Raw genomic sequence first — 13,426 nt, forward strand, 5'->3', positions numbered from 1 at the left:
ATAACAACTGTTCCGTAGATCTATGGGCTTTGAATACGCATAATGTGCAACATTGCACTGCAACACAAGAGGAGTACCGACGTATGAATGCACCCACCCCACATGTGAATGAACAAATTGCCAACGTGGATGATTTAAAACTGTTCCAACCCGGAAAAATTGGCAGCATTGAGGTAAAAAACCGCGTTGTCATGGCGCCATTGACACGCTGTCGTTCCGACGAAGTGGCCGGAGATATTCCTGGCAGCGACATGAACATTGAGTATTACAGGCAACGTGCGAATGCTGGTCTGATCATCAGCGAAGGCACACAGGTTTCACCAGCAGGGAAAGGCTACATGGCCACGCCGGGGATCTATTCCGAGGCCCAAGTGCAGGGCTGGAAACCGATCACTGAGGCTGTTCATGCCGCTGGCAGCAAAATTATTGCCCAGATTTGGCATGTGGGCCGAATTACTCACCCCGACCTGACAGGAGGTTTGAACCCAATTGCGCCTTCTGCAATCAAGCCCAATGTGGTTGCCTACACTCACAATGGCAAAGTAGACGTGCCGGTACCTCATGAACTGACCGCTGAAGAAATCAAAGTGGTCGTGAACGAGTATCGCCAAGGTGCGGCCAACGCAATCAAGGCTGGCTTTGATGGTGTAGAAATTCACGGTGCAAATGGTTATTTGATCGACCAGTTTTTGCGTGACGGCGCCAACAAACGCACCGATCAATATGGCGGCTCTTTTGAAAACCGCGCGCGCTTCGCCCTTGAAGTGGTGGATGCAGTGATCGCGGAAATCGGCGCTGGCAAGGTGGGTATTCGCTTGTCCCCGGTTACGCCATTCAACGATCTGAGCGACAGCAATCCTCAAGAAGTGTTTGGCTATCTGATCGAGCAATTGAACCAGCGCGGAATCGGCTTCATTCATATGATTGAAGGCTCGACTGGCGGCGATCGCAATGTACCCGGCTTTGATTATGGATGGGCTCGCAAAACATTCAAAGGCACCTACATTGTGAACAACGGCTACACCCGTGAAATGGCAATCAATGCGCTGGAAACTGGCTGGGCCGATGCAGTCTCTTTTGGCCGGGCTTACATTGCCAACCCCGACCTTGTACAGCGCCTGAAACTGAACGCACCCTTGGCAGAGGGCAACCCGCAAACTTATTACGCACCAGGGCCAGAGGGCTACATTGATTACCCATCACTGACTGCGTAATTGAAAAACGCCAGCCACAAGCTGGCGTTTTTTTTGATACTCTCAGGTCATGAGCAAAGACAGCCTAGAAAAACTTCAACAACAATTGATCGAATTTTCCAATGCGCGACATTGGGAAAAGTTCCATTCCCCAAAAAATCTCAGTATGGCTTTGTCAGTCGAAGTGGCTGAGTTGGTGGAACACTTCCAATGGCTCACCGAGGACGAATCGCGACAAATCAAAGGCAACAAGCTGGATGAAGTCAAAGAAGAAGTGGCCGACGTGCTGCTTTACCTGCTGCAAATATGCAACCAGCTTGAAATCAACCCAATTGATGCTGCCCAGAAAAAACTGGTGAAAAATGCCTTGAAGTATCCCGCAATCGACTAGGGCTATACGGCTTGCTCTGGTGGTTCAGGCAAACGAGCACTGGTACCGCAGGCGTGACAATACTTTGAAAAAGTACTTTTGCGAGAGCCACAGCTTGTGCACTTGTCGTGAAGACCTATTCCGCAATGCGGACAAAAATCAATACCCGTGTCTTTCAAATCAACCGTGCGTTCACAGCCAGGGCAAATGCCTTTGAGTAAACGCGCCAGCGCTGTGTCGTAATCCAGAACTTCACGTCGTTTTGTTTCCGGCTGTTCCTCAGCCAATCGTTGTTCTTCCAGGTAACGGTTCAGGGCAAGAATGGCCTGCCGCCCCACCAACACTGTGATGACAATACCCACGATGTAGCGAATGTAGCCGCCATAACTGGGTAAATACGGCACCAACTCAACGAAAAATACAAACAAGGCAAAGTAGATAAAACCCCAAACAAATGGCCAATAAGTACTTTGGCGTTTGGTTTTATAAAGCCAGCCCGCAACCAGCAGCAGGGGCAGGGTTAAAGCAAGGCGATACGCAAAAACGCGCAATTCCTGGCTTTGAATGGCACTGGTGTACTCACCTTGCGCAGCGCGTTCCAGTTCATTCAAACGCAATTGAGCTTTTCGGTTGGCCTGCTGTGCATCCAGCAGCAATTTCTGCTGCATCTCCAGCTGTGCCAAAGCAACCCGTTCCAAGGCCTGTAAGTTGTCAACTCGCTGGGTTCTCGCAATCAGTTCCTGGTCTTGATCGGGAAGTGCTGTGGCCTTGCGGGTGGCTACCCAAGCCATGAACTTCTCGCGTTCGGAATCGGTGTCAGCCTCGGCAGCACTGTGTTTTAGCCTGGACTGCTCCAAAGCATCGCTCACCTCGCGCTCATTCAGTTCCGTCTTTCGGATTTGTTCCCGAACCGTTTTCAGTTCGATCGGATCCATGAAATCTTCAAGCGTTTGGGTTTGCTCAATTTGAGGCAAATCGCCAACGAGCGTGCCCCCCAAACCAATCAGGAACCATGCGAAAACCACGGCTACAAGCCACAGGCCACGTCGAAACCATTTTTCTGACAACCTCAGTGATTTGCTCATCTGAATCTCATCCTGTTCTTGTATGGTTTCAACAACGCGCAAGTCGCCTATTTCAGATACCGCGCATGGAAACGCAAATGATCTTCAATGAAGCTGGCAATAAAGTAGTAGCTGTGATCGTACCCGGCCTGGTAACGAACCTCGGCCTGATAGCCTGTTTCCTTTAAAGCAGCCTCCAGCAATTCGGTTTTTAATTGCGAAGCAAGAAAATTGTCGGCCAAACCCTGGTCTATCAGCATGGGAAGCTGCTGCGCGCCTGAGCGAATCAACGCCACAGTGTCATGACGCTGCCAGGCTTCAGGGTTGTTACCCAGGTACCACGCCAGGGCCTTCTGCCCCCAGGGGCACTGCATGGGGCTTACGATCGGAGAAAAAGCACTCACCGCGACATAAAGGGCTGGGTTGTTCAATGCAATGGTGAGCGCGCCATGCCCACCCATCGAGTGGCCGAACACGGATTTACATTTACTGACCGGCAAACCCTCTTCAATCAGGGCTGGCAACTCATCAACGATGTAGCTGTACATTTTGTAATGTGAGCTCCATGGCACTTCAGTCGCATCCACATAAAAACCGGCACCCAAACCAAAATCATAGGCTTTGTCTTGGTCATCAGGCACACCGTCACCACGCGGGCTGGTGTCGGGCATGACCACAGCAATGCCCAATTCAGCCGCCACTCGCTGGGCACCCGCCTTTGTCGCAAAATTTTGATCGGTGCACGTTAATCCGGACAACCAGTAAGCCACCGGCACTTTTTGCCCCGCTTGCGTTTGGGGTGGCAAGTAAACACTGAACTGCATGGTGCAGTTCAGCGCGTCAGACACGTGTTCATACTGGTTTTGCAGACCGCCAAAGCATTGAACGCTACTGAGTAATTTCATATCAAAAATGGATTACGGTGCGAATGGATTTGCCCTCGTGCATCAAATCAAAAGCCTCGTTGATGCGCTCCAAAGGCATGGTATGGGTAATGAATGTGTCCAGATCAATTTCATCATTCATGAACCGGTTTACATAGCCCGGCAGTTCGGTGCGGCCTTTCACACCACCAAATGCGCTACCACGCCACACTCGACCGGTCACCAACTGGAAGGGACGGGTGGAAATTTCCTGCCCTGCGCCTGCTACGCCAATAATCACTGATTCACCCCAACCTTTGTGGCAACACTCCAGTGCAGAGCGCATCACATTCACGTTACCTATACACTCGAACGAGAAGTCAACACCGCCATCCGTCATTTCTACAATCACTTCCTGGACCGGTTTGCTGTGGTCTTTGGGATTCACAAAATCGGTGGCGCCCAATTTCCTGGCAATCTCAAACTTGTCTGCGTTGATGTCAATTGCGATAATTCGACCGGCCTTGGCCTGCACCGCACCAATAATTGCCGCCAAACCAATTCCGCCCAATCCAAACACAGCCACCGTGTCACCTGCCTTGACCTTGGCTGTGTTGTGCACGGCGCCAATGCCCGTGGTTACACCACAACCCAGAAGGCACACCTTTTCCAATGGGGCTTTGGGATCAATTTTTGCCAGTGAAATTTCAGGCACAACGGTATGTTCTGCAAAAGTCGAAGTACCCATGTAGTGATAAATCGGCTTGCCGTCTTTGGAAAACCGCGTCGTGCCATCGGGCATCAGGCCCTTGCCTTGTGTGGCCCTAATGGCCTGGCACAGGTTGGTCTTACCCGAGGTACAAAATTTGCACACCCGGCACTCAGCGGTGTAAAGCGGAATTACATGGTCACCCACAGCCAGGCTTGTTACGCCCTCTCCCACCGCTTCGACGATTCCAGCACCTTCATGGCCCAGAATTGCCGGGAAAATCCCCTCGGGATCGTCTCCTGACAAAGTGTAAGCGTCTGTGTGGCAAACACCCGTTGCAACGATGCGAACGAGAACCTCGCCCTTTTGGGGAGGCATCAAATCGACCTCCTCGATTGATAGTGGTTGACCTGGTCCCCAGGCCACCGCGGCGCGTGTTTTGATCGATTGCAACATGTTGTTCCCCCAATGCTGGCGAGTGTTTAATACGAACCTCATTATAGTAGGCGTTCATGACCACCCTGCACGCTGCTGGCCGCATTTGAAGTGTGGTAGTGTCTTGAAACAATTAAAAGCATGCCTTTGTAACCGAATGACCCTTCCTAGCGAACCCAATACTGTGCCCCCTCAGGATGATTTTGAGCTATCGCTCAAGCCCCTTTGGATGCGCGCGCAAGGCGGAGACTCCGCAGCCTACAGGGAAGCGCTGTCGAAAATTGCTCAGCGTCTACGTCGTTTTTACAGTCGCAGGCTTCAAGCCCTGCCCGACGAGGTTGAGGACTTGGTGCAAGAGACCTTGCTGGCTTTGCACATGCAACGTGGCACATATGACGAGACATTGCCCGTGAGCAGTTGGGTGTTTGCAATTGCGCGGCATAAGCTGGTGGATTTATGGCGTAGACGTGGTCGACGAGACAATTTAAACGATTCTCTTGACGACATGACTGAGGACCAACACCCTGCCACGCAGGAGGAACTGCCCTCGAAACGTGATTTGGGAGTATTGCTTGAACAACTGCCTGAACTGCAAAGACAAGCCATTCTGCTCACCAAGATTGAAGGGCTGTCGATGATTGAGGCCTCGGAACGCAGCGGTGTATCTGTAGCCGCTCTGAAAGTACAAGTACACCGGGGATTGAAACAACTGGCAGCTTTGGTCAGGAGTGAAACATGAAAACTGATGAACTGATCACTATGATTTCAAACCAGGCTGGCCCTGCTCCAAAGGTATCGGTAGCCAATCGCCTGGTACCCGCCGGTGTTGTGGGTGGCCTGATCGCTGCGGCGATCGTATTGGGTGTTCTGGGTTTGATACCCGGTGAGATGTTTTCTGAGCCAGGCCCCTGGATCAAAATTGGATACGCCAGCACACTGACTATTGCCGCAGGTTGGCTGTTCACTCGCCTTGGGAAACCGGGCGCCTCCGACAAACAGGCCACATCGGCTGTGGTTGGAGTGGTGTTGCTGATGTTGATGGCGGGGGTACTTTCTTATCTGGGCACTCCAGCATCTGAACGCGCCGCCGCACTCTTGGGACACTCCTGGCTGGTTTGCCCATGGGCCATTTTGGGGCTGTCACTTCCGGTGATGGCTGGTTCATTTTGGGCCATGCGTGGGTTTGCACCAACCAAGCTGATTTCTGCCGGCACGGCCTGCGGATTATTCTCCGGCTCGCTGGCGGCTTTGGCCTATGCTTTGGCCTGCACCGAACCAGCCGCACCTTTCATTGCTGTTTGGTACACACTGGGTATTGCGTTGTGCGGTGTATTGGGCGCAGCGCTTGGACCCAAATTATTGCGCTGGTAAACAAGACTGCCGCCGCGCCATCCTACATCCTAGGCAGGTGGGTCAATACGCATCGTGCTCGATGTATTTACACGATACCAACCGGCAATGCTATATCGGTGGCGCTTGGCGGGCAGTACTTCATGTGGGAAGTCTTCACTTAAAAACACAGCGAGGGTTCCACCCTGTGGCTGAACAGTTTCCAGAACATCCTGCGTACCTAGGTCTGAATACAAGATCATTTCCCCGCCATCTTCTGGGCCCCATTCCGGGTTCAGGTACAACACCACCGACAAGATCCGATTAGCCTGTCCCTTGAACGCGTCCACATGGGTTCTGTAAAAAGCACCCGGTGCGTAATGTGCGAAATGAGATTCAAAGGAAAACAGGCCCAACATCAAAGTGCGATTCAGGTATTGCTGTAGCTGTGCACTGAATTCAAGCCAGCGACCCGCAGCGCCGCCATGTGTGCTTTCGATCCATGCAATTTCGTCACGGCGAATCTCTGCATTCGATTGCTGGCCGTGCGCGCGCCCAATACCAGCCTGTTTCAATGCTTCAGAGGGTATGTCAGTAAAAGTGTCCAACAGTTCAGAGATCAAGCCACGCGGCAGTGCGTTCTTTTGAATGCTATAACCCTTTGACCGAAGATCACTCGCGATTAAATCAAACATGACTCTTGGAATCCAGAAAAGCACTCGCTTCGAATGATCGAAGTGTAGCGCTTCCACGAGACTTGGAATCAAGCGTGTGCCAAAAGCTGACCGATGGCGTTGGAAAGTGAAGTCGAATCAAACTTTTTCACGTAAATGTTCACGCCAGCCTCAATACCTCGTCGGGCATTTTCCTCAGAAGTTAAAGACGAGTACATGATGATCGGAATGTTCTTGAATCTCGGATCACCCTTGAGCTTTCTGGTCAAGGTGCAGCCATCCATGATGGGCATTTCCTCGTCGACCAACACCAAAGAAACCCGCTCTTCCAATTCTTCTGAATTCTGATTGGCACTGGAAGCAATGGCCAACAACTTTTGCTCGGCCTCAACACCGTTGACCGCATGGCTGTGTTTCAAACCCATGGTGTCCAGCACTTCGCTGATTTTTCGTCGCGCCACAATCGAATCATCCACAAAAAACACAGGCCCAGCCTTGTTCAATTCAAAACCAGTGGTCACAGGTGTCGCATCTTTTTCAGGCAACACGCGGTGACACACGCTTTCAATGTCCACCAAAGACACCAGGCTGCCATCTTCGAGCATCACCACGCCGAAAACGGATCCTTCTTCAGAATCGTACTTTTGCGGAGGCTTTACATCAGACCAAGGCACCCGAATGATTTTGTCGACATCGGTCACCGCGAAAGCAACTGAACGGGACGCAAATTCAGAAATAATCATTTTGGAGTTGGGTTCGCCGGTGGACATGCCAATCGCATCTCCAAGCGAGACAACAGGCAACACTTGTCCGCGCAGCGAAATTACTCCGTTCATGGCACCTTGCTGCCCGGGAATCTGGGTGACCTGCGACAGCTCAGTGACTTCCCGAATCTTGAATACATTCAAGCCGAAAATTTCCTGACCGCCCAGGGAAAAAAGCAGAATTTCAATCATCTCGGTGGATGATTCGCCAGGGGTTCGTTCGTTGTTGTAATTCATGGGTGGATTGACCGTTGACGTGGTTCAATCTTCATTCTGAACCAAGTACAAACGAATCAAATCCTTAGGAAGGGGGATAAAACCGGTCTTTTACGCCTTTAAAAAGACTACAAATTTAGCCTAGATAAGCAGACAGCTCCTCGCGGGGATCGGCAAGTAAAGGACCTACCTGAGGCAAGGCAATTGAACCAATCGGCTGTGCTACGGCATCCAACAAACCGTTCAACACTTCGGCTGACTTGGCATAGTAGTCAACACCGAGCAAGGGCTCGGCAATTGGATCAAGCAACTCAACACCCGTGGCATCGATTGATGAAGACACCAGTTCGCGCCCCACACCAGCAACATTCTCTTGCAGAAACTCGCGAATCCCGGACCCCACCGCCATGCCGGTATCCACCAACAATTCGCGAAACTCACCCTGCCGGCCGCCATCAAAAGTCTCGCCGAACTCTTGTTGAGAGGCCTCGGCCTGCGCTATGGCCTGCTCGATAAAATCAAGCAGTGAAAATCCAGCGCCCACCGTCCCAAGAGTCTCGGGTAGTTCGTCTGTAATCAGGGTAGTCCCAGAAAATCCTGTTTGTTGAATTCCAAACGTACCCTCATCTTCCAGCGACGAACCTTCGAAGCGAGACATCAATTCGGGGTTCTGAATATCTGGTTGGACGAAACCGTTGGGCAACTCAATTAATTCTTCAGGTGTATTCGAAGACACAGGTCGTGAAGTCACCACAGGGGAGAAAGTGTCAATAAACAACTTCTCCAGAGACTGCAAAGTAGACTCGGTGTCACTTCCAGCGCTTTTATCAGTCGAATCGGGAGTGGGCAGGCTGGCATCTGCATGTTGCAAATCAGGCGCTACTGGCGAAACATTCAAGCTGACCGCGCTGTAGGACTGGGCAGTGGCTCCGCCCAAAAGCGCAACGGCTTGGATTGTTTGATCCGAAATTTGATTTTGAATGCCGCTCATTGTTGCTCAATGCCCTAGTACCAAGGCTCAATTTAAACAAAAGCAAAGCAAAGACTCAATCCGGAAAGTGATATATTTCAATCACTTGTTTGTAGGCATTTGATGCGTTTTATTAGGAAAAATTACTTAGTTTCCCCCCATTTGGGGTTATTGATTGGCCACAGCCACGTAAAACCACTCCTGACCGGCCTGCGACAAAGTGTTCGGGAAAACAATAAATCCATCCCGACTGGCCCTCACCTCTTCCCCGCTCTGTCGGATGCCGATTAACTCGCCTTTGCGTATGGGATCAAAACTGGACCAAGCACGTACAAACTGATCGTCAAAATGCTGCTTATCGTTTACCTCGACCAAACTAAGGTGTTGATACTCACTCACCGGTGGCACCGAGGGCCCTTCAATCAATTCCAGATGAAGCAAGGTGTTGGAGATGGCACGGTAAGCCACATCCGGACCCAAAGGATCATCATGCTGACCACACTCCAGTGTGACTGCATATCCACCGCTGGAGCGCATGCACTCCGTGGTCCCCATGCCATAACGCGGATCTGTATTTAAACCCTCACCCGATTGACCCGTCGCCTTCAAGTAAGCAACACGGTTCGAAACACCTTTGGCATAGGTGTCGAGCCAGCCGTCTACAAATCGACTCACTCCCAGTCGCAAGGCCAAACTACGCTCAGCGCTCTCATGCTTGAAAGACTCAAGTGTGCTGTTGTTGTTCTTTGGTCCAAATAAAGCGAAAGGCACTTCCCCTTTCTGAAAACTGTGTATGTCCAGCAACACGTCATGCGCAGCCAGCAAGGGGCAAAGCCAATTCGCCACATGGTCTTCAAAATCAACCGGGCTGTTGGTCGGCGTCAAATTGCGGTTCAGGTTTCTATCGCCATTGCGCTGTTTGCGGTTGTAAGCCAAAGGGTTGGTAATCGGCACAAAAGTCAGCTGCCCTTTGATCAGCAAGCGTTCACCAAGCTCAAACTCCTGAATCATTTTCAGGATAGCCTTGCTGCCCGATACCTCGTTACCATGCACTGCCCCCAGCACGATCAATTTTGGACCAGGCTGCAATGCAGTGAATGTGACTGACTTGAACTGCAATGGATGAGGAATTGTGGGAAGGGCTGGAAACTGCATGGCAGAAATTGGCAAATGAAGGCGATTTGTGGAGGTTACCACAAACCGGTGGCCATAAAAAAAGGGCAGCCCAGGCTGCCCTTGAGTTCGTGACAACACCAATTATCGGCCTGGCGCTTCCACTGAAGGGCCAAACCTCTTTTTCACCGCACCAAAGGCGAACAAACGCACCAGCGCGGGAATAAGCACCACGGCACCCACCATATTCCACAAGAACATGAATGCCAAAAGCAGGCCCATGTCCGCCTGGAACTTGATCGCAGAGAATGCCCAAGTGAACACACCCAGCGCTAGAGTAACCGCGGTCAAGGCAACAGCCACTCCGGTTGAACGCAGGGTTTCAAAATAGGCATCCTTAAAATTCAATCCTTTGGCCAGGAAACTTTCAAGTCGGTTGTAAATATAAATACCATAGTCAACCCCGATACCTACACCCAAGGCAATTACAGGCAGCGTAGCAACCTTGATGCCCAGATTAAGCTGCACCATGATCACCTTACACAACACCTCTGTAATGAACAGGGGAATCATGATGGCGAGCATCACGCGGAAACTCTTGAACTCCCACCAAACCAGAGCCCCCACGATGCCATACACCAACAGCAACATCGTTTTCTGAGCCTGCTCCACAACAATGTTGGTTGCCGCTTCAATGCCGCTGTTGCCGGCCGCAAGAATGAACTTGGCATCTGCGGAATCATTCTCTGCAGCGAAAGCCTGTACCTTGGCCACCACACGCTCAAGCGTCTCAGCTTTGTGATCAGACAAAAACAGAATCACGGGTGTCATCGAACATTCGGAGTTATACAAAGTGGTGGGAATATTCTTGTGCGCACCATTTGAAATGAAGCGATCACGGGAAATGGCCAACCACTTCGGATTACCACCATTGAAACCGGCAATGATGTTTTTCATCACAGTGAACAGAGAAACCGTGCCTTCTACTCCTTCCAGGTTTTCCATTTCCCACTGGAAACGATCTACCACTGAGGCCACAGGGTATGCGCCACATTCACCCGCAGGTGTCTCCACCATCACCACAAACACATCCGAGCTGGTGGAGTAGTTCTCGACCAGAAACTTCACATCCTGGTTGTATCGTGAGTCAGGACGAAGTTCTGGTGCACCAGGGTCCAAGTCACCAATCTTGATGTCGGCCGAGGCAAACAAACCCGCCACCAAAATCAGCGCTGCTGCCGCACTGACGCCATAAGCTACCTTCTTTTCAGTCAAGCGAGACAGAAGGTGTGACACTGTGTGCTTACTGGCTTCCTGCTTGGCAACCTGCTTCAAACCACGCTCGGTCACATCCGTATAACTCATCAGCACTGGCAACAAGAACATCTTGGTGAAAATAATCACTGCCACACCAATTGAGGCGCTGATCGCCAATTCACGGATAACTCCGATCTCAATCACCAGCAAAGTGGAGAAACCTACAGCATCGGCCAGCAAAGCCACTGAACCAGGAATGAACAAAAGGTGGAAAGTTGCTTTCGCAGCGTCTACTTTGTCCGCTCCATGAAAACGTTCAGATGCCATGGTTCGCACGTTCTGAATCGCATGGCTCACACCAATCGCAAATGTCAAAAACGGAACAAGTATGGAGTAAGGATCAAGTCCAAACCCCAACAAGCTCACTGAGCCCAAATGCCAAATCACCGCAAGCGAGCAACAAAAAATAGTGGCTGCGGTACTCTTCCAGCAACGGGAATACCAAAGCAACAAGATCACGGTAAGTACGAACGTGATCGCGAAAAAGCCGGCAATGTCTTTGGATCCGTCGATCAAGTCACCCACTACTTTCGCAAAACCAGTGATGTGAATCGAAATATCGTCGCTTTGGTATTTGTCCCGCACCACCTCTTCAATCTGCGCTGACAACTTGCCATAGCTCAACTTCTCACCAGTGTCGGGATCAACCTCCAGCAGCGGCGCCAAAATAATTGCAGAACGCTGATCATTCGAAACCAGAGAACCGATACGTCCAGAACGTTCCACGTTGGCTTTGACAGCCTCAATTTGTTCAGGAGAACCCGAAAAACCCTGACCAATGACGGGCCCCATCCGCAGCCCCTCTTCGGTCACTTGCCGCCACATTACGTTGGGCGTCCAGATCGAACTCAAATTGCCACGATCAACGCCAGGAATGTAAAAAACCTCATCAGTGATCAAGCGAAGTTTCTCAAGAAACTCCGCCTCGTAAATAGTACCGTTCTTGTTGTGAACTGCAATACGGAGCACGTTACCCAGCGGGCGTAGCTCGTTCTCGTAATTCAAGTAATTTGCAATAAATGGATGCGTCACAGGCACCATTTTCTGAAATGATGCGTCAGGCTTTAACTGCACCGCATGGTAAGCAAAAAACACCGACAACACAGCAAACACGGCGATCACCAGTTTGCGATGCCCAAACAAAATCGACTCAAAAAACCGTTCGACCTTACCCAATTCTTCTTGATTGCTCATGACAGTTCTTCCAGTTAGCGTGGCAGCGCAAGGGTTCTAGGGCCGTTCTGGCCACTCAATACCAAGGTGTTGTTTACAAGGGCCATGCCAGTGACAGGCTTACCCTCTGTAGCGCTCACCATTTTCAACGTAGTGCCCGACTCATCGGTACGCACCAAGCGACCCTTCTGGTCGACAAACAAAACAGTTTTTCCAAGGGTCAATCCCTGAACAAAACTTTCCTTGCTGGGGCTTTGTAGCTGCCACCAAGCACTCGCACCCGCACCCAAGCGGTAAACATTTCCACCAAAACCATATGCAAAAACAATGGGCGGCCCTTCGTCATTGCGCAGTACCGCGGTACCGTAAAAATGGCCGTTGTAACCTGTGTCCGAGCGTGTCCAAGTCGCGCCAAAATCATTGGAAATGTACACTCGGCCGGCTTCTCCTGAAATCAACATCAGCCCTGTTTCATCGCCATATAAACCGTTGTAATGGCGAAAATCGGGATTGTCCAAGCGATTCGCAATCAGGGTCCAGGTCGCGCCGCTGTCTTTGGTTTCAAAAATCTGTCCGTAGCTGCCAACCACCCACCCGGTATTTTCATCCTTAAACCACACATCGAGCATCGGGCGTGCCGGGCCAAACCGGGCGCCCGCTTCAGCATCTTCAAATGCAAAAGTTGCTGCCTCCAAGGCTTCACTCATCTTGTCCTGTTCAGCCACACTTGCAGCATCAAATCGACTCTGCATGTCATCCATTTTCTTCTTCGCGGCAGCAACCACTTGCTCATTGGCTTTGTTGCCATCAAACACTTTGGTCCAACTTGCACCAGCATCAGTCGACTTCAGCACCACGCCATCGTGACCAACCACAAAGGCCAAACTGTCATTCACAAACTGAACACCCGTCAAATTGACTGACACAGGCACCTTGGCTTGAATCCACAGTTTGCCTTCGTTGTCCTTCACACCCTGCGCAACATCGCCAGCGGCAAAGTCCCGCTTCAATATAATGCCCCGCTCACCCACCATCAGCACATTACTGCCTTGGGAAGTCGCATTGAGCGACAAAGCCTTCGCGGCCTTTGGTGCCTGAATTGCAGGTAAATCCAAGGGATCTTTAAATGCGTAACTGAATTGACTTGCACACAAACTCAAAGCGACTAAAGTTGCGCGCAGCAGTGGCTTTCTCATGCCATCTCCAATTTAAAAAACCCAGAGAAGTGATATCTCT

General features: G+C 51.0%; 13 protein-coding genes. 4 read left to right on the forward strand and 9 right to left on the reverse strand.

Going from position 1 to position 13,426, the window contains the following annotated elements; all coding sequences use genetic code 11:
* The first annotated feature begins 83 nt into the window (after positions 1-83).
* Positions 84-1,214, forward strand: coding sequence for an alkene reductase (locus HKT17_RS11185; RefSeq protein ID WP_305847151.1), 1,131 nt, complete (start codon positions 84-86; stop codon positions 1,212-1,214).
* A 49-nt stretch (positions 1,215-1,263) separates the two neighbouring features.
* Positions 1,264-1,584 carry a nucleotide pyrophosphohydrolase gene (locus HKT17_RS11190; RefSeq protein ID WP_105029664.1) on the forward strand — a complete coding sequence of 107 codons (321 nt, stop codon included), beginning with the start codon at positions 1,264-1,266 and terminating at the stop codon, positions 1,582-1,584.
* A 2-nt stretch (positions 1,585-1,586) separates the two neighbouring features.
* Here HKT17_RS11190 and HKT17_RS11195 read toward each other — a convergent pair whose 3' ends face one another.
* The 3 genes from HKT17_RS11195 to HKT17_RS11205 are packed head-to-tail and all read right to left on the reverse strand — an operon-like array spanning position 1,587 to position 4,643.
* Positions 1,587-2,648, reverse strand: coding sequence for a zinc ribbon domain-containing protein (locus HKT17_RS11195; protein WP_171100125.1), 1,062 nt, complete (start codon positions 2,646-2,648; stop codon positions 1,587-1,589).
* 47 nt (positions 2,649-2,695) lie between these two features.
* A complete protein-coding gene (fghA, locus tag HKT17_RS11200; protein ID WP_171100127.1) occupies positions 2,696-3,532 on the reverse strand; it encodes an S-formylglutathione hydrolase in 837 nt (278 codons plus the stop codon).
* Between the two features lies 1 nt (position 3,533).
* Positions 3,534-4,643 carry an S-(hydroxymethyl)glutathione dehydrogenase/class III alcohol dehydrogenase gene (locus HKT17_RS11205; protein ID WP_171101502.1) on the reverse strand — a complete coding sequence of 370 codons (1,110 nt, stop codon included), beginning with the start codon at positions 4,641-4,643 and terminating at the stop codon, positions 3,534-3,536.
* A gap of 148 nt (positions 4,644-4,791) precedes the next feature.
* Here HKT17_RS11205 and HKT17_RS11210 point away from each other — a divergent pair, with 148 nt between their 5' ends.
* Positions 4,792-5,373, forward strand: coding sequence for a sigma-70 family RNA polymerase sigma factor (locus HKT17_RS11210; protein WP_171100129.1), 582 nt, complete (start codon positions 4,792-4,794; stop codon positions 5,371-5,373).
* Positions 5,370-6,005, forward strand: coding sequence for an NrsF family protein (locus tag HKT17_RS11215; protein WP_171100131.1), 636 nt, complete (start codon positions 5,370-5,372; stop codon positions 6,003-6,005). The genes HKT17_RS11210 and HKT17_RS11215 overlap by 4 nt, the downstream gene beginning before the upstream one ends.
* A 29-nt stretch (positions 6,006-6,034) precedes the next feature.
* Here HKT17_RS11215 and HKT17_RS11220 read toward each other — a convergent pair whose 3' ends face one another.
* The 6 genes from HKT17_RS11220 to HKT17_RS11245 all read right to left on the reverse strand — a co-directional run bounded on the left by HKT17_RS11220 (position 6,035) and on the right by HKT17_RS11245 (position 13,386).
* The gene (locus HKT17_RS11220) at positions 6,035-6,658 is read right to left on the reverse strand and encodes a 2OG-Fe(II) oxygenase (protein ID WP_171100134.1); all 624 of its coding nucleotides are present in this window, start codon (positions 6,656-6,658) and stop codon (positions 6,035-6,037) included.
* Between the two features lie 68 nt (positions 6,659-6,726).
* On the reverse strand, positions 6,727-7,638 hold the full coding sequence (locus HKT17_RS11225) for a chemotaxis protein (protein ID WP_171100136.1): 912 nt from the start codon (positions 7,636-7,638) through the stop codon (positions 6,727-6,729).
* Positions 7,639-7,753: 115 nt separating this feature from the next.
* Positions 7,754-8,608: a hypothetical protein gene (locus HKT17_RS11230; RefSeq protein WP_171100138.1), complete on the reverse strand. Its 855-nt coding sequence runs from the start codon at positions 8,606-8,608 to the stop codon at positions 7,754-7,756.
* Between the two features lie 147 nt (positions 8,609-8,755).
* Positions 8,756-9,742: a M14 family metallopeptidase gene (locus HKT17_RS11235; protein WP_105029930.1), complete on the reverse strand. Its 987-nt coding sequence runs from the start codon at positions 9,740-9,742 to the stop codon at positions 8,756-8,758.
* Between the two features lie 102 nt (positions 9,743-9,844).
* Positions 9,845-12,211, reverse strand: coding sequence for an efflux RND transporter permease subunit (locus HKT17_RS11240; protein WP_105029672.1), 2,367 nt, complete (start codon positions 12,209-12,211; stop codon positions 9,845-9,847).
* A gap of 14 nt (positions 12,212-12,225) precedes the next feature.
* A complete protein-coding gene (locus HKT17_RS11245) occupies positions 12,226-13,386 on the reverse strand; it encodes a WD40/YVTN/BNR-like repeat-containing protein (protein WP_171100140.1) in 1,161 nt (386 codons plus the stop codon).
* Positions 13,387-13,426 lie beyond the last annotated feature (40 nt).

The organism is Limnobacter sp. SAORIC-580, from assembly GCF_013004065.1.
GTDB classification, from domain to species: Bacteria; Pseudomonadota; Gammaproteobacteria; order Burkholderiales; family Burkholderiaceae_B; genus Limnobacter; species Limnobacter profundi.

What these genes read in the sequence shown, in the direction of transcription:
- HKT17_RS11185 (WP_305847151.1), top strand. Translation starts at nt 84, where the DNA reads ATGAATGCACCCACCCCACATGTGAATGAACAAATTGCCAACGTGGAT.
- HKT17_RS11190 (WP_105029664.1), top strand. Translation starts at nt 1,264, where the DNA reads ATGAGCAAAGACAGCCTAGAAAAACTTCAACAACAATTGATCGAATTT.
- HKT17_RS11195 (WP_171100125.1), bottom strand. Translation starts at nt 2,648, where the DNA reads ATGAGCAAATCACTGAGGTTGTCAGAAAAATGGTTTCGACGTGGCCTG.
- fghA (WP_171100127.1), bottom strand. Translation starts at nt 3,532, where the DNA reads ATGAAATTACTCAGTAGCGTTCAATGCTTTGGCGGTCTGCAAAACCAG.
- HKT17_RS11210 (WP_171100129.1), top strand. Translation starts at nt 4,792, where the DNA reads ATGACCCTTCCTAGCGAACCCAATACTGTGCCCCCTCAGGATGATTTT.
- HKT17_RS11215 (WP_171100131.1), top strand. Translation starts at nt 5,370, where the DNA reads ATGAAAACTGATGAACTGATCACTATGATTTCAAACCAGGCTGGCCCT.
- HKT17_RS11220 (WP_171100134.1), bottom strand. Translation starts at nt 6,658, where the DNA reads ATGTTTGATTTAATCGCGAGTGATCTTCGGTCAAAGGGTTATAGCATT.
- HKT17_RS11225 (WP_171100136.1), bottom strand. Translation starts at nt 7,638, where the DNA reads ATGAATTACAACAACGAACGAACCCCTGGCGAATCATCCACCGAGATG.
- HKT17_RS11230 (WP_171100138.1), bottom strand. Translation starts at nt 8,608, where the DNA reads ATGAGCGGCATTCAAAATCAAATTTCGGATCAAACAATCCAAGCCGTT.
- HKT17_RS11235 (WP_105029930.1), bottom strand. Translation starts at nt 9,742, where the DNA reads ATGCAGTTTCCAGCCCTTCCCACAATTCCTCATCCATTGCAGTTCAAG.
- HKT17_RS11240 (WP_105029672.1), bottom strand. Translation starts at nt 12,211, where the DNA reads ATGAGCAATCAAGAAGAATTGGGTAAGGTCGAACGGTTTTTTGAGTCG.
- HKT17_RS11245 (WP_171100140.1), bottom strand. Translation starts at nt 13,386, where the DNA reads ATGAGAAAGCCACTGCTGCGCGCAACTTTAGTCGCTTTGAGTTTGTGT.